This is a genomic window from Paraburkholderia sp. BL18I3N2, assembly GCF_003001875.1.
In the GTDB taxonomy this organism is placed as follows: Bacteria; Pseudomonadota; Gammaproteobacteria; order Burkholderiales; family Burkholderiaceae; genus Paraburkholderia; species Paraburkholderia phytofirmans.
This window is the reverse complement of record NZ_PVNC01000004.1, coordinates 374,746-396,091: the sequence shown is the minus strand read 5'-3', so window position 1 is coordinate 396,091 and position 21,346 is coordinate 374,746. Positions and strand designations below refer to the sequence as shown.

13 protein-coding genes are annotated in these 21,346 nt (G+C 64.7%); 5 read left to right on the top strand and 8 right to left on the bottom strand.

The window, feature by feature from the left end; genetic code table 11:
* Positions 1 to 34 precede the first annotated feature (34 nt).
* The gene (gene msbA / locus B0G75_RS14915) at positions 35 to 1,828 is read right to left on the bottom strand and encodes a lipid A export permease/ATP-binding protein MsbA (protein WP_106306593.1); all 1,794 of its coding nucleotides are present in this window, start codon (positions 1,826 to 1,828) and stop codon (positions 35 to 37) included.
* A gap of 200 nt (positions 1,829 to 2,028) precedes the next feature.
* Between msbA and B0G75_RS14910 the strand changes: the two genes are divergently transcribed.
* Positions 2,029 to 2,790, top strand: coding sequence for a glycosyltransferase family 2 protein (locus tag B0G75_RS14910; protein WP_106306590.1), 762 nt, complete (start codon positions 2,029 to 2,031; stop codon positions 2,788 to 2,790).
* 36 nt (positions 2,791 to 2,826) lie between these two features.
* Here the strand turns inward: B0G75_RS14910 and dnaE are convergent, their stop codons facing one another.
* Positions 2,827 to 6,408 carry a DNA polymerase III subunit alpha gene (gene dnaE, locus B0G75_RS14905; RefSeq protein WP_106306587.1) on the bottom strand — a complete coding sequence of 1,194 codons (3,582 nt, stop codon included), beginning with the start codon at positions 6,406 to 6,408 and terminating at the stop codon, positions 2,827 to 2,829.
* Between the two features lie 331 nt (positions 6,409 to 6,739).
* Here dnaE and B0G75_RS14900 point away from each other — a divergent pair, with 331 nt between their 5' ends.
* Entirely contained in the window at positions 6,740 to 7,603 is an 864-nt protein-coding gene (locus B0G75_RS14900; RefSeq protein ID WP_106306584.1) for a sulfurtransferase, read from the top strand.
* Positions 7,604 to 7,634: 31 nt separating this feature from the next.
* Positions 7,635 to 8,525 carry a tRNA glutamyl-Q(34) synthetase GluQRS gene (gluQRS, locus tag B0G75_RS14895; protein WP_106306581.1) on the top strand — a complete coding sequence of 297 codons (891 nt, stop codon included), beginning with the start codon at positions 7,635 to 7,637 and terminating at the stop codon, positions 8,523 to 8,525.
* Between the two features lie 211 nt (positions 8,526 to 8,736).
* On the opposite strand, the gene B0G75_RS14890 is transcribed toward gluQRS, so the two are convergent.
* The 6 genes from B0G75_RS14890 to purT all read right to left on the bottom strand — a co-directional run bounded on the left by B0G75_RS14890 (position 8,737) and on the right by purT (position 15,949).
* Positions 8,737 to 10,209: a DEAD/DEAH box helicase gene (locus tag B0G75_RS14890; RefSeq protein ID WP_106306578.1), complete on the bottom strand. Its 1,473-nt coding sequence runs from the start codon at positions 10,207 to 10,209 to the stop codon at positions 8,737 to 8,739.
* A gap of 348 nt (positions 10,210 to 10,557) precedes the next feature.
* On the bottom strand, positions 10,558 to 11,994 hold the full coding sequence (locus B0G75_RS14880) for an aldehyde dehydrogenase family protein (RefSeq protein ID WP_106306575.1): 1,437 nt from the start codon (positions 11,992 to 11,994) through the stop codon (positions 10,558 to 10,560).
* A 26-nt stretch (positions 11,995 to 12,020) separates the two neighbouring features.
* Positions 12,021 to 13,673 (bottom strand): acetolactate synthase large subunit, encoded by a 1,653-nt coding sequence (locus tag B0G75_RS14875; protein ID WP_106306572.1) that lies wholly within the window; start codon positions 13,671 to 13,673, stop codon positions 12,021 to 12,023.
* 265 nt (positions 13,674 to 13,938) lie between these two features.
* Positions 13,939 to 14,307 carry an MliC family protein gene (locus B0G75_RS14865; RefSeq protein WP_106306566.1) on the bottom strand — a complete coding sequence of 123 codons (369 nt, stop codon included), beginning with the start codon at positions 14,305 to 14,307 and terminating at the stop codon, positions 13,939 to 13,941.
* A gap of 79 nt (positions 14,308 to 14,386) precedes the next feature.
* A complete protein-coding gene (locus B0G75_RS14860; protein WP_106306563.1) occupies positions 14,387 to 14,599 on the bottom strand; it encodes a DUF6726 family protein in 213 nt (70 codons plus the stop codon).
* Positions 14,600 to 14,734: 135 nt separating this feature from the next.
* The gene (purT, locus tag B0G75_RS14855) at positions 14,735 to 15,949 is read right to left on the bottom strand and encodes a formate-dependent phosphoribosylglycinamide formyltransferase (protein WP_106306560.1); all 1,215 of its coding nucleotides are present in this window, start codon (positions 15,947 to 15,949) and stop codon (positions 14,735 to 14,737) included.
* A gap of 253 nt (positions 15,950 to 16,202) precedes the next feature.
* Here purT and B0G75_RS14850 point away from each other — a divergent pair, with 253 nt between their 5' ends.
* Together B0G75_RS14850 and B0G75_RS14845 are read left to right on the top strand one after the other, a co-directional pair.
* Positions 16,203 to 16,754 (top strand): META domain-containing protein, encoded by a 552-nt coding sequence (locus B0G75_RS14850; RefSeq protein ID WP_106306887.1) that lies wholly within the window; start codon positions 16,203 to 16,205, stop codon positions 16,752 to 16,754.
* A 263-nt stretch (positions 16,755 to 17,017) separates the two neighbouring features.
* On the top strand, positions 17,018 to 21,340 hold the full coding sequence (locus B0G75_RS14845; protein WP_106306557.1) for a DNA translocase FtsK: 4,323 nt from the start codon (positions 17,018 to 17,020) through the stop codon (positions 21,338 to 21,340).
* The last annotated feature ends 6 nt before the right edge of the window (positions 21,341 to 21,346 follow it).

The window sequence follows — 21,346 nt, the reverse complement described above, 5'->3', positions numbered from 1 at the left end:
GAAACCCGAATCGCGGATCGACGTGTCGTGCGCTTCAGGCCGCGGTCTGCTGGAACTGGATGCGGTGCAGGTGCGCGTACAGCCCGTCTTTCGCCAGCAATTCCCGATGGCTGCCGCTCTCGACGATCCGCCCCGCTTCCATGACGAGGATCCGATTAGCGCGCTCGATGGTCGACAGGCGATGCGCGATGACGAGTGTCGTGCGGCCCTTCATCAAGGTTTCCAGCGCGGCCTGCACGTGGCGCTCGGACTCTGAATCCAGCGCCGAGGTCGCCTCGTCGAGGATCAGGATCGGCGCGTCCTTGTAGATCGCGCGCGCGATCGCCAGACGCTGCCGCTGGCCGCCCGAGAGCATCAAGCCGTTGTCGCCGACCAATGTGTCGATGCCTTTCGGCATCGCCTCGACGGTGTCCCACAGGTTGGCCGCGCGCAGCGCCGCCTTGACCTTCTCGGGGTCGGCGGTCTGGCCGTAGGCGACGTTATTGGCGACCGTGTCGTTGAACAGCACGACGTCCTGGCTCACCATCGCGATCTGGCTGCGCAGCGCGTGCAGATCGTATTCGGGGATCGCCACGCCGTCGACCAGAATCTGGCCGGCGGTCGGATCGAAAAAGCGCGGCAGCAGATTCACCAGCGTGGTCTTGCCGCTGCCCGACGGGCCCGCGAGCGCGACCATTTCGCCCGGCGCCACCTTGAACGACACCTGGTCGAGCGTGTGGCGGTTGTGCGTGGCGTTGGCGCTGTAGTTGAACGAGACGCCGCGGAATTCCACTTCGCCGCGCGCGCGCTCGAGCGGCTTGCCGCCGCCTGCCGGCTCGGACGGTTCGTCGATCAGACCGAAGATCAGTTCGCACGCCGTCATGCCGCGTTGCAGCGGCTGGTTCACGTCCATCAGATGCTTGAGCGGCGAGATGATCAGCAGCATCGACGTGACGAAGGCGACGAAACCGCCGACCGTGGTCTGATCCGACGACGACTGCACCACCGCGATCGTAATCACGACGGCGAGCGCAATCGACGCGAGGAACTGCGTCAACGGCTGCGCGAGGCCGCCGGACACGGTCATGCGCATGGCGTAGCCGCGCAGACGCTTGCTCATCGACTCGAAGCGGTCCATCTCGTACTGCTCGCCGTTGTGCACCTTGACGACCTTATAGCCGCCCACGGATTCTTCGACGATGTACGAAAGCTCGTTGGTGAGCAGTTGATGCTCGCGGTTCAGACGGCGCAAGCGGCGGTTGATCTTGCCGACCAGCCAGCCGATGGCCGGCAGCAGCACCGCGACGATCAGCGTCAGACGCCAGTTCAGATAGAACAGATAGCCGAGCAGGAAGACCACCGTGAGCGAATCGCGCACCAGCGTGACCAGCACGCTCAGCAGCACGTTGAGAATCTGGTTCACCTCGAAGACGATCGCATTGATGACCGTACTCGCGGTTTCGCGCTGGAAGAACGCGACGCTCGTGTGAATCATGCGGCTGAACATCTTCAGGCGCAGGTCGAGCAGGATCTTGTTCGTGACGTACGCGAGCAGATAACCGGACGCGTATTGCGACAGGCTGCGAACCAGGGCGAGGCCGATCACCGCGGCCGGCACGAACCACTTGGTCTTGTCGTTGGCGTGCGCGCCGAAGCCCTTGTCCAGCAGAGGCTTGAGCAAGGCGGGGATCGCCGCGTCGGTGGCGGCGCTGACGGCCATTGCGACGATTGCGCCGAGGAGAACCCAGATCAGCGGCTGGATATACGGCCAAAGCCGTTTAAAGACGACGGCGGCCGACGACGCCTCGCCTGAGCCGATGGGTTTGCTTAACGTTGGCTTCGCGCTCAAGGAATCCTCTGAGAAGGCGGAACGGCTGCCGCGCAGCGGACGGAATGCCGGCCGGGCGGAATATCGAAAAGGAGCATTGTAAACGCTTGGGGGTGAGCGTCGGCGGTTGGAAGCCGGCTGTGTATACTCCCGATGCGGCTCGTTTCGCGCGGCTTGCCTGCGCGCTTCGCTCCGTCACTCCGCCCTCACGCTACTCACGTATGCAAGAAACCACCCTCGGCGTCGCCATCATCACTAAAAACGCGGCGGCGCGGCTGGCTGAATGCCTGCAAGCCGTGGCCTTCGCCGATCAGATCGTCGTGATCGACGGCGGCAGCACCGACGGCACCGCCGAGATCGCCCGCGCGCACGGCGCTCGCGTAATCGAACAGACCGATTGGCCGGGCTTTGGGCCGCAAAAGAATCGCGCGGTCGACGCGCTCAGCACGAGTTGGATACTTTCGATCGACGCCGATGAAATCGTCTCGCCGGAACTGGCCTCCGCGATTCGCACCGCGATTACGACTCCCACCGCGGAGGTCTACGCGGTAGACCGTTTGTCGAGCTTTTGCGGCCACTGGATTCATCACAGCGGCTGGTATCCGGACTGGATTCCGCGCCTCTTCAAACGCGGCGCCGCGCGATTCTCCGACGACCTGGTGCACGAGCGGCTGGTGTTCGATACGCCGGCGCAGCGACTCACCGGCAAGCTGATGCATTACTCCTACGAGGACTTCGAAGGCGTGTTGCGCAAACTCGACGCGTATTCGACAGCGGGCGCCCAGCAACGTCATGCGGCGGGTCAGCGCGGCAGCTTCGGCAAGGCGCTTGGGCGCGGTGCGTGGGCGTTCGTGCGGACCTACTTGTTGCGGCGTGGTTTTCTGGACGGCCGCGCCGGTTTCATGATCGCGATGTTCAATGCGGAGACGGTGTACTACCGGTTTTTGAAGCTGGCGCGACTGGACGAGAAGGCGCGGCGGTAGGTCTTGGGACGTAAGCCGCGCAGGCCTCCTGGCCGGTCAATAGACGATCTCGATCGAACTTCCCGCGAACTCACCGCGCAGCGCTGCGAGCAGTTCGTCGGTCGGCTTCACGCGCCATGCGTCGCCCAGACGCATTTCGCCTTCCGCATTCTGGCTGCGATAGACCACCTGCACGGCAAGCCCGTTCGGGATCTGTACCGCCTGACGCTGGCCACCTCCGCCATAACCGCCGCCATTACGGCCGCCGCCGTTGCCCCCGCCATTTCCACCTCGCGATGAAGCCGCCGGTGCCGCGACTGCTTGCGGTTCGTCCTTGCCCGCGCTGTGCGCTTCGAGCACGCGACGCAACGCCAGCGCGTCCGCATTGCCGTTCATCTGCACTTTGACCGCTTCCGCGTAACGGCAGCGCGCACGGCCGAGGTCCATGACCGTGTCGACAGTGAAGCGGATGCCGCCCGTGAACGCATCGTTACGCGCCTGGCCCTGGACGACCAGCAGTTCGTCTTCCTTGAACAGCTGCTTGTGCGCTTCGAACGTCTCGTTGAACACCGTGACTTCGCATTGGCCGGTGCCGTCGTCGAGCAGCGCGATCAGCATCTTGCCACGCTGGGTCATCTGCGTGCGCAGCGATGCGATGACACCCGCGACCAGCTTGTCGCGCCCTTCCTTCAGTTCGCCGATCTTCTGACGCACGAAGCGGCGCACTTCGTTCTTGTAGGCGTCGAACAGATGGCCCGACAGGTAGAAGCCGAGCGCGGCCTTCTCTTCCTGCAGCTTTTTCTTTTCCGGCCACTCCGATTCGTCGACCAGTTCATGTCCTTGCGAGGGCGCGTCGCCCATGTCGAACAGACCCGCCTGCAACGCGTTGGCGCTCGCCTGCTCGGCGGCTTCCATGGCGAGTGAGACCGAAGCGATCAGTTGCGCGCGATTCGCATGCAAGGTGTCGAACGCGCCGGCGCGGATCAAAGCTTCGACCGTGCGGCGATTGACGATGCGGCGATCGACCCGATTGCAGAAATCGAAGATGTCGATGAACGGACCTTCTTCGCGCGCGCGCAGGATTTCCTCGATCGCGTTCTGGCCGCTGCCCTTGATGGCACCGAGGCCGTAGCGGATCGTTTTCGAACGCTTGCCGTCAGGCTCGGCAACCGGTTCGAAGCGGTACGCGGACAAATTCACGTCAGGCGGCAGCACCGCCATCTTGTTCGCGAGGCAGTCTTCGAACAGGATTTTGACCTTGTCCGTGTCGTCCATGGCGAGCGACATATTCGCCGCCATGAATTCCGCCGGATGGTGCGCCTTCAGCCACGCGGTGTAGTACGCGAGCAGCGCATACGCCGCCGCGTGCGACTTGTTGAAGCCGTAGCCCGCGAACTTCTCCATCAAGTCGAAGATTTCGTCCGCTTTTTCGGCGGTCAGACCGTTCTTCGCGGCGCCCTGGCGGAACAGCTCGCGATGCTCGGCCATTTCCTCGGCCTTCTTCTTACCCATCGCGCGGCGCAACAAGTCGGCGCCGCCCAGCGAATAGCCGCCGATGATCTGCGCCATCTGCATGACCTGCTCCTGGTAGACCATGATGCCGTAGGTCTCTTTCAGAACAGATTCGACACGCGGATCCGGATACTCGACCACTTCACGGCCGTGCTTACGCGCGCAGAAGCTCGGGATCAGGTCCATCGGGCCCGGACGATACAGCGCGACCAGCGCGATGATGTCCTCGAAGCGGTCGGGCTGCGCGTCTTTCAGCATGCCTTGCATGCCGCGGCTTTCCAGCTGGAACACGGCGACCGTATTCGCTTTCTTCAGGATCGAGAACGACGCCGGGTCGTCGAGCGGCACCTGCCCGAGCGACCAGTCCTGCTTCGACGGATCGAGGCGGCGGATATAGCGCTCGGCCCAGTCGAGAATCGTCAGCGTGGTCAGACCCAAAAAGTCGAACTTCACGAGGCCGACGGCTTCGACGTCGTCCTTGTCGTACTGGCTCACAACGCCGCTTTCATCGCCCTGCGTATACAGCGGGCAGAAATCGGTCAGCTTGCCTGGCGCGATCAGCACGCCGCCCGCGTGCATGCCGACGTTACGCGTCAGCCCTTCCACCCGCTGCGCGAGTTCGAGCAGCTGATGCACTTCGTCTTCGTTGTCGAAGCGCTCCTGCAGGAGCGGCTCCTCTTTCATCGCGTCGGCAATCGTGACGTGCTTGCCTGGTTTGAACGGAATCAGCTTGGCGATGCCGTCCGTGAACATGTAGCCGAGGTCGAGCACCCGGCCGATGTCGCGCACCGCCGCCTTCGCCGCCATCGTGCCGAAGGTGGCGATCTGCGACACCGCGTCCGCACCGTACTTTTCCTTCACGTACTGGATCACGCGATCGCGACCGTGCTGGCAGAAGTCGATGTCGAAGTCGGGCATGGACACCCGCTCCGGATTCAGGAAACGTTCGAACAGCAGGTTATAGCGCAGCGGGTCGAGGTCGGTCACGCCGAGCGCGTACGCGACCAGCGAACCCGCGCCCGAACCCCGGCCCGGACCGACCGGCACACCGTTGTTCTTCGCCCAGTTGATAAAGTCCGCCACGATCAGGAAGTAGCCGGGAAAGCCCATCTTGATGATCGTGCCGCACTCGAATTCGAGGCGCGCGTAATACGTTTCGCGTTGCGCTTCCCGCTCAGCGGCGTCTGGATATAACTGTTCGAGACGCTTTTCGAGCCCCTCTTTCGACAGCTGCACGAGGTAGTCGTCGAGCGACATGCCGTCGGGCGTGGGGAACAGCGGCAGCTTGGGCTTGCCGAGTTCGAGCGTGAGGTTGCAACGCTTGGCGATTTCAACCGAGTTGGCGAGCGCCGACGGAATGTCCGCGAACAGCGCCGCCATCTCTTCCTGAGTGCGGAAGTACTGCTCGGACGTAAAGCGCTTCGAACGGCGCGGATTGGCCAGAATGTCGCCTTCGGAAATGCACACGCGCGCTTCGTGCGCGGTGAAGTCGTCCGGCGTCATGAACTGCATGGGATGCGTGGCGACCACCGGCAATTTCAGCGACGCCGCGAGCGCGACCGCCTGCTGCACGTACTGCTCGCCGCCCGGCTGGCCGCTGCGCTGCAACTCGATATAGAAGCCGCCCGGGAACACCTTCGCCCAGCGCAACGCGTTGCGTTTGGCCGCTTCCTCATTACCCGCCGCAAGCGCGAGGCCGACGTCGCCCTGCTGCGCCCCTGACAATGCGAGCAAGCCTTCGCCGAGACCAGATTCGAGCCAGCCGGCTTCGACCTCCGCGCGACCTCGGTACTGATTGGTGAGCGATGCCTTGCTGAGCAGTTCGCACAGATTCAGATAGCCGCGCCGGTCTTTGACGAGCAGCAGCAAACGGGAAGGCTTGTCGCGGTCGTCCGGATTGGTGATCCAGACGTCGCAGCCGGCAATGGGTTTGACCCCTTTGCCGCGGGCTTCCTTGTAGAAACGGACGAGGCCGAAGGCGTTGCCGAGATCGGTGAGGGCGAGCGCGCCCTGACCGTCTTTGGCCGCAGCCTTGACGATGTCGTCAAGACGCACGATGCCGTCGGCAATCGAGAATTCGGAGTGAACGCGGAGGTGAACGAAGCGGGGATCTGACATGGGCGACATTGTAACGCCACCCGTCCGGACTTTTCAGGCCGAAACCGCGCGTTGGCCGATCGGCTTAAGACACAATTGCGCAAGCCGCGCGCACAGGCGCTTCTACGCCTGCCAAGCACGCGAACGGACGATCGCGCAGAGCGAATCGACAGCAAGTTGACGAACGATTTGCGCTACCGCAACCCGTTGGCCATTCGGCCGAGTCCGGGGAAGCGCCGGGTTGAGGGATAATACGGGTTTCGCTCTATTCGACGTGACCGCGCCGTATGGCGTTTGAAGGCGGGCAGCCCAATGCGCCCCCGTTTTCCGCAAGGCCGTCACTTCTTACTGCTGGACACTCATGAGTATCGTCAATCTCTCTTCGTATCATTTCGCGACTATCGAAGACACCGCCGCATGGCGCCCGTTCGTCACGGAACGTTGCAACGCGCTTGGCCTGAAGGGCACCATTCTGCTCGCGCCGGAAGGCATCAATCTGTTCGTCGCCGGCACGCGCGAAAACACCGACGCCTTCATCCACTACATCCGCCACGACACGCTGTTCGAAGGCAAGTTCGCCAATCTGCAGTTCAAGGAAAGTCTGTCGGACAAGCAGCCGTTCACCCGCATGCTGGTCAAGCTCAAGCGCGAGATCATCACGATGAAAAAGCCGGCCATCCGGCCGGAGCTCGGCCGCGCGCCGTTCGTCGACGCGCCTACGCTGAAACACTGGCTGGACCGCGGTCACGACGACCAGGGCCGCCCGGTCGTGATGCTCGACACGCGCAACGCGTTCGAAGTCGACGTCGGCACGTTCGACAATGCGCTCGACTACCGCATTACGAAATTCAGCGAGTTTCCCGAGGTGATCGAGCAGAATCGCGCCGACCTGGAAGGCAAGACGGTGGTGTCGTTCTGCACGGGCGGGATTCGCTGCGAGAAGGCCGCGATCCACATGAAGGAAGTCGGCATCGAGAACGTGTATCAGCTCGAAGGCGGCATTCTGAAATACTTCGAGGAAGTAGGCGGCGCGCACTATCACGGCGACTGCTTCGTATTCGACTACCGCACCGCGCTCAATCCGCAACTCGAGCCTAGCAAGACCACGCAATGCTTCGGCTGCCGCGCGGTGGTTCCGCCAGAAGCGCAAGAATCGCCTCTGTACGTAGCCGGCAAGACGTGTCCGGAATGCCATCCGGACAGCAAGGCGGCGCGCGCCGCGTGATGGTGGCGGCGCACCACGCCACCACTCGGCCATGACCTACCGCGGACGCTTCGCGCCCTCACCCACCGGGCCATTGCACTTCGGTTCGCTGGTCAGCGCGCTCGCAAGCTGGCTGGACGCGCGTGCGCATCGCGGCGCATGGCTCGTTCGCGTTGAAGACATCGACGGCCCGCGCACCGTGCCGGGCGCCGCCGAAGACATCCTCGCCACGCTCGAACGCTTCGGCATGCACGCGGACGAACCGCCTGTGTGGCAAAGCGCGCGGATGGCGCGCTATCAGGAAGCGCTGGAGCAATTGAAAGCGAACGGCGTGATCTATCCGTGCGGCTGCACGCGCAAGGAAATCGCCGACTCGCTGCTCAACGCGCACACGCGCAATACGACCCTCGCCTATCCGGGCACCTGTCGCGATGGCCTGCACGGCAAACCGGCACGCGCATGGCGCCTGCGCGTGCCCGACGGCGACAGTGCGGTCATCACGTTCGAAGACCGCTGGCAAGGCAAACAGACGCAGAATCTGGCCACCGAGGTCGGCGACTTCGTACTGAAGCGCGCGGACGACCAATGGGCGTATCAACTGGCCGTGGTCGTCGACGACGCGGACGCGGGCATCACGCACATCGTGCGCGGCGCGGATTTGATGGACTCAACGGCACGGCAGATCTATTTGCAGCGCTGCCTGGGCGTGCCGACACCTGAATATCTGCATGTGCCCGTCGTCACGAATGAAGAGGGTGAAAAACTCAGCAAGCAGAACGGAGCCACGGCACTGGACAGCGAGAAGCCGCTCGAAGCGCTGAGCGCGGCGGCACGGCATCTCGGGCTCGATCTGGAAAACGCTGCGGCCCATACGACGCTAAACGGCTTTTATGCTGCCGCCACGGCGGCATGGGCAAAACGGATGGGGTTGCCAGCAGCGTGAGCGCGATTCGCGTTTGAAAATGATCTCGGCGGGCGCGGCGTGCATTGCGCAGACTGGCTGCGGCAGCCGGCGTGGGGTGTGGTACGTGGTGCGATAACGTGCGGCATGAATTTTCGAAGCGCCCCGAATCTTGCTGCGCTTCAGGGGGCGCCCCGCTTGCGGCCGAACCCGGTCCCCTGAGATAAACCGAGCCGCGCCAGCAAACTACAAATCAGGTAGACGAGGACGACTTCCGCGGCATCCCAAACCCGCCCAGCAGCGCTGCCAGCGGCTGCTTGGACGCCGGTTTTTGCGGCGCGGCCGAAGCAGCAGCTTCCTCGATCTTGCGAACCGAAGAAGGCGACGGCTCATAAGGCTTCAGGAAAAAATCATCCACGGGCTGCGCGCGATGATGATGCGGCCGGTCGTACGAACCCGACGACGACGCACCCGTACGGCGACGGCTGCCACGGTCCTCACGACCCTCGCTGCTACGCTCGCGACGCGGCGCGCGTTCTTCATGATGATGCCGCACCGGCGCTTCCACCGTCAGGCGCTGCACGTCCAGCGGACGCTTGATCAGCTTCTCGATGTCGGCCAGCTGCTTGCGCTCGTTCGGGCTGCACAGCGACAACGCATCGCCCGAAGCACCCGCGCGGCCGGTGCGGCCGATCCGGTGTACGTAGTCTTCCGCGTTGAACGGCAGGTCGAAGTTGATCACCGCCGGCAGTTCGGCGATGTCCAGGCCGCGCGCGGCGACGTCCGTCGCCACCAGCGCTTCGATCTCGCCGCGCTTGAACGCGTCGAGCGCCTGCATCCGCTCATTCTGCGTGCGGTCGCCGTGAATCGCGGTCGCAACCACGCCGTCGCGCTCGAGGCTGCGCGCCAAACGGCTCGCACCGATCTTGCTGTTGCAGAACACGATCACCTGCTTGAGGCCGCGTTCGCGAATCAATTGCACGACGGCGCCGGTCTTGTCGCCCTCCGCGACTTCGTACACGACTTGCGTCACGTTGGTCGCGGTCGAGTTGCTGCGCGCGACTTCGATGGTCTGCGGGTTGCGCAGATATGTGGCGGCCAGCTTCTTGATTTCGCCCGAGAACGTGGCTGAAAACAGCAGCGTCTGACGCTCTTTCGGCAGCAGGTTCAGAATGCGCTGCAGATCCGGCAGGAAGCCCATGTCGAGCATCCGGTCGGCTTCGTCGAGCACGAGAATCTGCACTTGGCCGAGATTGGCCGTTTTCTGTTGCACGTGATCGAGCAGACGGCCCGGCGTGGCGATCAGAATCTCGACGCCGCGGCGCAGTTGCTCGGATTGCGGATTCATATCCACACCGCCGAACACCACCGCGCTGCGCAGCGCGGTGTGTTTCGCATACGCCTGCACGTTCGCGGCGACCTGGTCGGCCAGTTCGCGGGTCGGCGTGAGGATCAGCGCGCGCACCGGATGGCGGGCGGGCGAAGCGCTCGTGCTGGCCTGCGGCAGCAAACGCTGGATGATCGGCAAGGAGAAGCTCGCGGTCTTGCCGGTGCCGGTTTGCGCGGCGCCCATCATGTCACGGCCGGCCAGCACGACAGGGATCGCCTGCTCCTGGATCGGCGTGGGGACGGTGTAGCCCGACTCTTTGACGGCTTTCAGGATGTCGGGCGCGAGGCCGAATTGATCAAAAGTCGCAGTACTGGGCGTGACGGCTGTGTCGGACATGGTGGCTTTCGCTAAAAATGCGCTTCGCGCGTGCGCGCGGCAGCGGTCGGAACCGCAGAGGGCATTGTGATGAAGGCGGAGCCACGGCGTTCCGCACGGGACCCGTTGGTACTGTCGGTACGGCGGGAAAAATTGCGGCCGGCTCCGGCCGGCGGAAACACCCGCCGGAAAGGCCGGTATTGTAGCACTTCAGCAAAAACACTCATGGCGCACGTGCCGGCTTTCTGCTTACGTCCGCGAAAGGCGGGTGCCGGCAGGCGGCGCACCCGCCGGCAAATCGCGGCAAAGCACCGGCGCGCCTCGCTCGCAGCGTAGTTCGTGAAGACGACAGTTGCGTGACAGCGCGTCTCACCACGTCTCGCGCATCACCATCAAGCGCAGCTCGGTCATGTCCTCGATCGCGTAGCGCACGCCTTCGCGCCCCAGCCCCGAATCCTTCACGCCGCCATACGGCATGTCGTCGACCCGGAACGACGGCACGTCGTTGATCACCACGCCGCCCACGTCGAGTTCGTCCCACGCGCGATGCGCATGCGCGAGAGAATCCGTGAACACGCCCGCTTGCAGGCCGAAGTCGCTGTCGTTGACGGTCGCGAGCGCCGCGCCGAAATCGTCGAAGCGCTCCAGAATCGCCACCGGTCCAAAGGCTTCCTTGCGATACAGATCCGTGTCGCGTTTTACGCCTTCGAGCAGCGTCGCCTCGAACATCGCGCCATCTACCTTGCCGCCCGCGACGATTTTCGCGCCCGCCTGCACCGCGCTGTCCATCCAGCCGGCGAGGCGTTTGGACTCGGATTCGGAGATCATCGGCCCGACGAAGGTCTTTTCGTCTTTCGGATCGCCCATCACCAGCGACTTCGTTTTCGCGATCAGCTTCTCGCGCAGCGCATCGTAGATTTTCGTGTGGACCAGAATCCGCTGCACGCCGATACAGCTCTGCCCCGATTGATAGAACGCGCCGAACGCGAGCCGATCGACCACATAGTCGAGCTTCTCGCCCTGATCGCCGTCCACAATCGCGGCCGCGTTGCCACCCAACTCCAGGATCACCTTCTTCTTGCCCGCTTTCTTCTTCAGATCCCAGCCCACCGCGGGCGAGCCGGTGAACGACAGCAATTTGAAGCGCTCGTCCGTAGTAAACAGATCCGCGCCGTCGCGATGCGCGGGCAGAATCGAGAATGCGCCTTTCGGCAGGTCGGTCTCCGCCAGAATCTCGCCCATGATGAGCGCGCCGACCGGCGTGCGGCTCGCCGGCTTCAACACGAACGGCACGCCCGCCGCGATAGCCGGCGCGACCTTGTGCGCGGTCAGGTTCAGCGGGAAATTGAACGGCGAAATAAACGAACACGGGCCGATCGGCACACGCTTCACATAGCCGTGATAGCCCTTGGCGCGCGGCGAGATCTCCAGATTGACGATCTCGCCGTCGATGCGCACCGATTCCTCCGCCGCCACCTTGAACGTATCGATCAGGCGCGTGACCTCGCCTTTCGAGTCGTTGATCGGCTTGCCGGCTTCGATGCACAGCGCAAGCGCCAGTTCGTCGTAGCGCTCGCGAAAGCGTTTCACGCAATGTTCGAGCACCGCCTGGCGCTTGAACGGCGGAAAGGCGCGCAAAGCGGGCATGGCGTCGACGGCATGGCCGATCGCTTTGTCGATCGCGGCGGCGTCGGCCATCGCGACGCGGGTGGCGACTTCGCCGCTGAATTTATCGGTGACTTCGAGATCGGTGTTGGCGGCCACCGCAACGTTAGCCAGGTAGTACGGGTAAGTCTTTTGCAACATGACGCGTCTCCTTGATTCCGATGCCTTCACAGTTGCGCCGAAAGCCGCTTGATTTCGCGATTCAGCACGCGCTCGTTGTCCGAATAGTCGATCGGCAGATCGATCACATGCACGCCGGGCGTCGCGAAACATTCGCGCAGCAACGGCGCGAACTCCGCCGCCGTTTCGATGCGATGCCCCTTCGCCCCGTAGCTCTCGGCATACGCGACGAAATCCGGATTGCGCAGCGTCATGCCGTAGTCCGGGAAGTTCATGTTTTCCTGCTTCCAGCGGATCATGCCGAACGCGTCGTCGCGCACGATCAGGATCACCAGATCCAGTTTCAGACGCACCGCCGTTTCCAGTTCCTGCGAGTTCATCATGAAGCCGCCGTCGCCGCACACGGCCATGACCTTGCGGTCCGGGTGCACGATCTTGGTGGCGATCGCGGACGGCAAGCCCGCGCCCATCGATGCCAGCGCGTTGTCGAGCAGCAGCGAATTCGGTTCGTGCGCGCGGTAGTAGCGGGCGAACCAGATCTTGTACATGCCGTTGTCCAGACACACGATGCCGTCCACCGGCGTGGTCTCGTACACGTCGTTGACGACGCGCACCGGATACATGGGAAAGCGGTCGTCGTGCTGGCCTTTGGCCAGATGCGCCTCGAAGTGCTCCTTGATCTCCTTGAAGCGTGTGAAGTCCCAATGCTCCTGCCGCTCCTTGAGACTTTCCTTGAGTTGCCACACCGCGTTGGCGATATCGCCGACCACTTCGATCTGCGGGAAGTACACCGTATCCACTTCCGCGCCGAGAAAGTTGACGTGAATCACCGTTTTCTCGCCCGCGTCGCCGCTGCGCATGAAAAACGGCGGCTTCTCGATCACGTCGTGACCGACGTTGATGATGCAGTCCGCGTGATCGATCGCGCGGTGCACGAAGTCGCCGTCGGAGAGCGTCGCATTGCCGAGCCACATGGGATGCGATTCGTCGATCACGCCCTTGCCCATCTGCGTCGTGAAGAACGGAATGCCGATCTGGTCGACGAATTCGCGCAGCATTTTGGTGGTGGTCTTGCGATTGCCGCCCGCGCCGATCATCAATAACGGATGCTTCGCGCCGGTGATCGCCTCGACCGCGCGCGCCACGGCTTTTTCCTCGGCGACGGGACGGCGGCTGAAGCTCTTCGGAATCGGCTTGCCGTCGCCTTCTTCATGCGCGACGTCTTCGGGCAATTCGAGGTGCGTGGCACCCGGCCGCTCTTCTTCCGCCTGACGAACCGCCTCGCGCACCATCGCCGGGATATTGGCGATCGAGACGATCTGCCGCGTGTACTTGGTGAGCGGCTCCATCATGCGCACCACGTCGACAATCTGGAAATGCCCCTGCTTGCTCGACTTGATCGGCTTTTGCCCGGTGACCATCAGCATCGGCATGCCGCCGAGTTGCGCGTACGCCGCGGCGGTCACGAAGTTGGTCGCGCCCGGCCCGAGGGTGGCCAGACATACTCCGGTGCGGCCGGTGAGACGGCCGTACGTGGCGGCCATGAAACCGGCCGCCTGTTCGTGACGCGTGAGGATCAGACGGATTTTCGAGCGGCGCAGCGATTCGAGCAGATCGAGATTTTCTTCACCGGGAATGCCGAACACGTACTCGACACCTTCGGCTTCCAGCGATTTGACGAACAGGTCCGATGCTTTCATTGAGGGTCTCGCTTGATGATACGGACGCGGGCCGTGAGCCCAACGCTCGGGCTCCGGAAACGGACGATCGAAAACGACGACGGCCACGCCGGCAGCGCCCGGCATGACTACGATGGCAGGACGCGGAGGCACGGCGGCAATGCCATGCGGGACAGCTTACTACTCGAATGGAAACGGTGTGCGCTGGCGAGCAATGCTGCGAGGCGCAAGGCAGGGGTCGAAAGAAGAAGCGGCGGCATGGGAAGGGAAAGCCGCCGCATCGCGCTCAGCGATTGATGGTGATGCAGTCGGAGAGCATGGGCGGCGCGTTTTCGCCGGCCATGGCGTCGTACAGGTCGGCGCGCGGGCCCTTGGTCCACCACGTGTAGCTGCCGGCCTGATATTTCGCGCCGGACGCCGACAGCGTGTTGACGAACAGCAGTTGCTTGCCCTTCACCGGCACGAGCGCGAAGCTCTGGCCATTCGCCGTGTTCCAGTAAGTGACGTGCAGGATCTTGCCGGTCGCGCAGGTGTATTTGTGCGTCTGACGGTTTTTGGTCTGAATCTCGGAGAACTGCAACGGCGCGGCCCACGCCTCGCCGCATAGCGCCGCGAAACCCGCCGCCGTGGTGACTGCAACAAGCCATTTCTTCATGAGATGCCTCGATCGTTGCTACCAATCAAACGCGGGTGACGCGCCGCACGTTGCGGCTGAACGAGTGGCGACGGACCGGTTACGGATCGATCACGTCGGCGCACGCGTCAGTCGGCGCGGCGGCGACATGTCCGACCAGCGGCACGATCTTCAAGCCTGCCGACGCGACCCGGCACGGCGCAGCCGCGAGGCCGCATCCGGTCAACCCGGCGCACAGCGCGAACAACACGCCGAGTGCGCCGAGTCGGCCGGTCCAACCGCGCCGCGTGGTGTTGCGAATGTCCAGCGCCATACGTACCTCTACTCCGGTAGGCTCGACGAGCCCAAGCACTCAGATTGCACGCGCGGCGATGACGCCGGACACGCGGGGTGAGCGGTGCACGGCGAATCGCTTCGGCTACCGCGAGTCGCTGCGTTGCGCCGTCACTTACTTTGCCGACACCGGCCGCACCGCCGCCGCGGCCTGCTTCGCGCGCGAACGGGCTTCGTCGGTGTTCTCGCCGGTGGCGAGCGCCACGCCCATGCGGCGCCTGGCGAAACTCTCCGGCTTGCCGAACAGCCGCAGGTCCGCGTTCGGTACCGCCAACGCCGCGGCCACGCCTTCGAAGGCAATGCCGGCCTCGTCGAGCCCGCCATAAATCACCGCCGACGCACCCGGCGCCCGCAGCGACGTATCCACCGGCAACCCGAGGATCGCGCGCGCGTGCAATTCGAACTCCGAAAAGCGCTGCGAGCACAGCGTGACGAGACCCGTGTCATGCGGACGCGGACTCACTTCCGAAAACCATACGTCATCGCCGCGCACGAAAAGTTCCACGCCGAACAGGCCGCGCCCGCCGAGCGCGGCCGTCACCTTGTGCGCGACTTCGCGCGAACGTTCCAGCGCGAGCGGGCTCATGGGCTGCGGCTGCCACGATTCGACGTAGTCGCCCGCCACCTGCACGTGGCCGATCGGGTCGCAGAAATACGTGCTGACCTCGCCGCTCGCCGGGTCGATGGCACGCACGGTCAATTGCGTAATTTCGTATTCGAAGTCGATAAAGCCTTCGACGATCACGCGGCCGTGATTGACGCGGCCGCCGGCCAGCGCGTATTGCCATGCGGGTTCGACGTCGGCGTCGCTGCGCAGCACCGACTGCCCCTTGCCCGACGACGACATGACCGGCTTCACCACGCACGGATAGCCGACCTTGGCGATGCCCGCGCGCAGTTCGTCGAGCGAATCGGCGAATGCGTACGGCGAGGTCGGCAAGCCGAGCTCCTCAGCGGCCAGACGACGGATGCCTTCGCGATTCATGGTGAGTTGCGTGGCGCGCGCGGTCGGAATCACTTCGGCGAGACCGTCGCTTTCGATGGCGGCGAGCGCGTCGGTGGCGATCGCCTCGATCTCGGGGACGATCAGATGCGGCCGCTCCTGTTCGACCAGCGCGCGCAACGCGGCGCGGTCGGTCATGTCGATCACGTGCGCGCGGTGCGCCACCTGGTGACCCGGTGCATTCGGGTAACGGTCGACGGCAATCACTTCGACGCCCAACCGCTGCAGCGCGATGATCACTTCCTTGCCGAGCTCGCCGGCGCCGAGCAGCATGACGCGCGTGGCGGATTCAGAAAGGGGCGTGCCGATCCGTTGGCCGATCTGCATGAGGTCTCCAGATAAAAGTCGGATGAGGGTGGGATTGGATAGAGCACGATGTTAACATGCGGGCCCCTCGCCGCGCCTTGCTCGCGGCGGCCGCACCATGATTCGCGCGTGCAGGGCAACGGCGTGGCGCGAAGGCGGCGCGCAAGGGCGCCGCGGCGCTCCGAATCGGCGCTTTCGCGTGCCGTTGCTCTCGCGTGCGGCGAGCTTAGTGCGTTACCCTTACGCCTTCGCCAGTTTGAAGAGGAACGACGCCATGCTCCAAAGCTCCTCCGCGCGACGTGTTGCGCGCTTCACCCCTTGCTTGAACCCTTATCTGCGCACCGCCATTGCCGCGTTGAGCGTCGCCGCGCTGTTGAGCGCCTGTGCGATCCCGAAACATCCCGACGAGCAAGCCGCCGCCCCCGACCCATTCAATCCCGCCGCCGCGCAACTGCTCGACGACACCAGTTGGGTGCTGAGCGCCTGGAAACAGGCCGACGGCACGACGCGCGCAATCCCGGCCGCCGATCAGGGCAAGCCGATCACGTTGACGCTCTCCACCTCGACCGGCCAGCGCCACGCCAGCGGCTTTTCCGGCTGCAACCGTTACATGGGCTCGTACGCGTTGAAAGACGGCAAGCTGAGCTTCGGCACGCTCGGCGGCACGCGCATGGCATGCGCGACGCCGGGCGGACAGATCGAAGGGGCGTATCTCAATGCGCTCACGCACATCGACCGCACCGGCGTGCAGATGCGCGCGCCGCAGCAGATGCAACTGGTGCTCGACAACGGCGACACGCTGACCTTCGACAGCAGCACGAAATGAACGCGTCGCGGATCGTCCCTTCGATGCGCTGGCGCGCTGATGAGCGCAGCGGACTGCGCACAGCGGCGCCGCGATCCGGACGGTCCGTATGACGGGTGAAGGCTGTCCCGACAGCCGTTGTTTTTCACCGACGGCAGACCGCGCGCCGGTCTGTTTTCCAATTGGACGCAAGCATACTTGCGTCTGCCTTCGAAGCATCGGGCTTCGCCGGTTAAACTCGACGGATTGCGTTTTCGCGCGTCCGTCATTCGCTGATGTCTAGTATGCACACGGTAGTTTTCGGCTGGTTCGGCGGGTCAGCCGTCTGGTTCATTCCTCTTTTGTGGCGTCTCGTGAAGTCGGCTCTGCCGGGCGGCGCGGGCCTGCGCGGCCCCGGCACGATCCGGCTGTGGCTCGGTTTCGTCTGCGTGCTGGTGGCGAGCTGCACGCTCGAGGCGTCGCTGATCGCCGTAGCCGGCGTGAATGGCTTTGGCCATGCGCTGGCTGCGGGCTTCGGCCATCTGCTTGGGCATATCGGCACGCCTCTCGCGGCGCTCGCGCTGCTTTTCATCAGCCTGCCCTGGCTGATCGATTTCCGCTGGCGCGATTTCGCCGCCTGGGCCGACGGCGCGTTCGGTCTCGGCCTGTCGCGCGGCTTGGCCAAACGCGACGAGGAAGCGCGCCGTCATCGCAGCGTCGACGATGGTTTGCCGTCGCATGTTTCGCCGGCCGCCAATACGATGGCGCCTAAAACCAATGGCCGTTATGCGCGCCCGACGGTCTGGCGTCCGCCAGCGCGTGGGCGCGACGCGGCTGCGGCTGGCGCTGCGGCGAGCGTGGCGGGCAAGGATGCGGCGGCGCGTGGCGCTGCGGCGAGCTGGCGCGCGAGCGCGACAACACCACGCAGCCAGGCGAAGCAGGCTGAGCCGGTACTGCGCACGGGCGCCGCCACGACACCGCCGCGGCATGTGCCGATGCAGACGCAACCACTCAAAGCGGAGAAGGCTGCGTGGATGCCGGCTGAGCCAGTTGCGCCGGCTGGTTGGTTGCGCGAGTCCGGGCCGCGCGCGACTGCGCCGGGAGCGGGATCGATGGCGGGCTCAGTCTCAGGTTCGGCAGGTGGGTCGGGGGTGTCTGGTGCTTCCGCTTCTGCTTCCGCTTCTGCTTCCGCTTCTGCTTCCGCTCGCGTTGGCGCGTCGCAGGTTGGACGTCGTTCGGCTGGCGAGCAACGGCCCGTAGGATCGGCGGGAGCCGGCGCGGGGTTGGCGGCCGGGGGCGCATTTGTTCCGGGTGCTGCGGGTGCTGCGGGTGCTGCGGGTGCTGCGGCCAAGGTAGCTCAGGCAGCGGTGCACACGTCAGCGACGGCGCGAGCCCTGTCGGGCAGCGCGGGTTCTCATTCCGCCATAGGCCCAGTTGGAGCCGCAGCGGCCGGCGCGAGCCGCCCTTCGACGACGGCCCAAGGTGCGGCGGCCTCGGCGGCTTCCGTCAATCGCACGCCGGCGCCCCGGCAAGCTTTCTCGCCTGCCCCGCGTTCGAACGACGCCACGCCGACGCCGGCATCGAGCCGTCTGGCGCCCAGCTACACGCGTCCGATGCCGGCGACGCAGAAAGTCACGCCGCCTGCCAGCGTCCAGGAGACCCTTCGCAGCATCGCGGAAAACGCCGCACGCTGGACCGATATCGCGGGCGTGAGCCTCGCGCGCAGCACTGGCTCGGAAAACGCGAAGGTGACGAGTGCACCGAACGCGGCGCCGTCGTTCGAGCCCGAGCAGTCGACTGTGGATGTGTCGCGCGCAGATGCGGCTGAACCGGCTTTGACGCCAGATGCGCATCATCCTTCGCTTGAAGTTGCGGACGGCGCGCCGGTCAATCACGTGACAAAGGCGCCGGTCGATGCGCCGCGCGTGGAAGCCGCGTTCGAAGTGCCGCCCGAAGTCAGCCACGAGCCCGTCGTGCAGTGGCCGATCGAGCCGCCAATTATTCAACCGCCGTTGACGGCGGCGCCGGTGGTTGAGCACGCGCTGATTGCTGCGCCTTCGCCTTCGCCTTCGCCTTCGCCTTCGCCGGCATCGCAGTTTGTGCCGCCGGTCGCCACGCCGACGCCGTTCCAAATTTTCGCCGCGCAGTTGCAAGCAAGCGAAGCGCACGAGGATGAACCGCCGTTCGAAGACGATCCGACCGTATCGACAACTCACGCCGATCATCACGCGAGCCCGAGCGTTGAAACGGCACAGACGCTCGGCCAGCCTGCGCACCATTCAGAAGTCATCGCACCGCGCGTCGCCGAGTACACCACTGCGCCGGCCATTGCCGAACAAGCGAAAGAAGCCGCACCGTTTGTCGAGCCGCAAGCCGCCGCGCCCGCGTCGGCTGCTGAAGTGGTGATCGATAAAACGCTCGCGCCTTGGGAAGCCGAACTCGATGCGGTACTGGCGCAACACGCCGCGTCGTCATCGAGCGTGCCGGCTGTCAGCCGCGTCGTTGTGTCGAGCGCAACCGGCCCGACGCCTGACGCCGCCATGCCATCGCTGAGCATCGCCCGCGCTGGCGAGTCCGCCACGCCCGTCGAAACGGAAACGGCGGACGCCCCTGCCCTGTCGGATGTACCTGAAGCATCGGACTCGCCGACCGCTGCGCACGCTGCAAACATCGCCGCCGCAATGCCGCCGCAGCATGTCGCGCCGCATGTCTCGGAGACATTGGCCACCGCACATGCGGCGAACATAAGCACCGCAGCGGCGCCGCAAAGCACGACACCGCAGACGCCGGACTCGTCGGCTAACCCGCACGCTTCGAACCTGCCCATCGCGGTGCCGCCGCAGAACCTCGCGCCGCAAGCATCAAACGTGGTTCGCTTTCCGGGCTTCGCGGTTCAGACAGCGCCCGCGGCATCCGATGTCGCCGACGACGAATCTTTCGCCGTTGAAGAACGTCCGAACGAAGCCGCCATGCCGCCGCTGGCGCCGGCAACACCGGCATCGCTCGCGGCACCATTTACAACCGCGACCCCGTCCGTAGAGGCAACTGAGGCAACCGAGCCCACCGAACCCGCCGTCCAGCCACGCCCTCCCCTGCGCGGCCACAGCCCCGCCAACGGCTTCGAGTTCCGCGCGCCCGCGGCATCGATGGTCGAATTGCCCACGCTCGACCTGCTCGCGCCCGCGGACATCGACGTCGAACCGGTCTCCGAAGAAAAGCTCATCGAAACCGGTCTGCTGATCGAACAGCGTCTGCAGGAATTCAAGGTGCCGGTGACCGTCGTCGGCGCATCGGCCGGCCCGGTCATCACGCGCTTCGAAGTCGAACCGGCGCTCGGCGTGCGCGGCAGTCAGATCGTCGGCCTGATGAAGGATCTGTCGCGCGGCCTCGGGCTCACGTCGATCCGCGTGGTCGAGACGATTCCCGGCAAGACCTGCATGGGCCTCGAATTGCCGAACGCCAAGCGCCAGACTATCCGCCTCTCCGAAATCCTCGAAGCCAGCGTCTACCAGAACTCGCATTCGCAGTTGACGCTCGCCATGGGCAAGGACATCACCGGCCATCCGGTCGTCGCCGATCTGGCGAAGGCGCCGCATATGCTGGTCGCCGGCACGACCGGTTCGGGCAAGTCGGTGGCGATCAACGCGATGATCTGCTCGCTGCTCTACAAGGCGACGCCGGAAGAAGTGCGCCTGATCATGATCGACCCGAAGATGCTGGAGTTGTCGGTCTACGAAGGCATTCCGCATCTGCTCGCGCCCGTCGTCACCGACATGAAGCTGGCGGCCAACGCGCTCAACTGGTGTGTCGGCGAAATGGAAAAGCGCTATCGCCTGATGTCCGCGGTCGGCGTGCGCAACCTGGCCGGCTTCAACCAGAAAATCCGCGATACCGAGGCCAAGGGCAAGAAGCTCGGCAACCCGTTCTCGCTGACGCCGGAAGCGCCCGAACCGCTCGCGCCATTGCCGCTGATCGTAGTCGTGATCGACGAACTCGCCGACCTGATGATGGTGGCCGGCAAGAAGATCGAAGAGCTGATCGCGCGCCTCGCGCAGAAGGCGCGCGCCGCCGGCATCCACTTGATTCTGGCGACGCAGCGTCCTTCGGTGGATGTGATCACCGGCCTCATCAAGGCGAATATTCCGACGCGCGTCGCCTTCCAGGTATCGTCGAAGATCGACTCGCGCACGATTCTCGATCAGATGGGCGCCGAGTCGCTGCTCGGTCAGGGCGACATGCTGTTCCTGCCGCCCGGCACGGGCTATCCGCAACGCGTGCACGGCGCGTTCGTCGCCGACGAGGAAGTGCATCGGATCGTCGAGTATCTGAAGCAGTTCGGCGAGCCGCAGTACGAGGAAGGCATTCTCGACGGCCCGGCCACCGATGGCGGCGCGGCCCAAGACCTGTTCGGCGAATCGCCGGATGCGGAAGCCGACCCGCTCTACGACGAAGCGGTCGCCTTCGTGGTGCGCACCCGGCGTGCGTCGATCTCGTCGGTGCAGCGGCAGTTGCGCATCGGTTATAACCGCGCGGCGCGGCTCGTCGAGCAGATGGAAACCGCGGGCCTCGTGTCGGCGATGGGCATCAACGGCAGCCGCGAAGTGCTGGCGCCCGGGCCGGCGGAATAAGCGGCG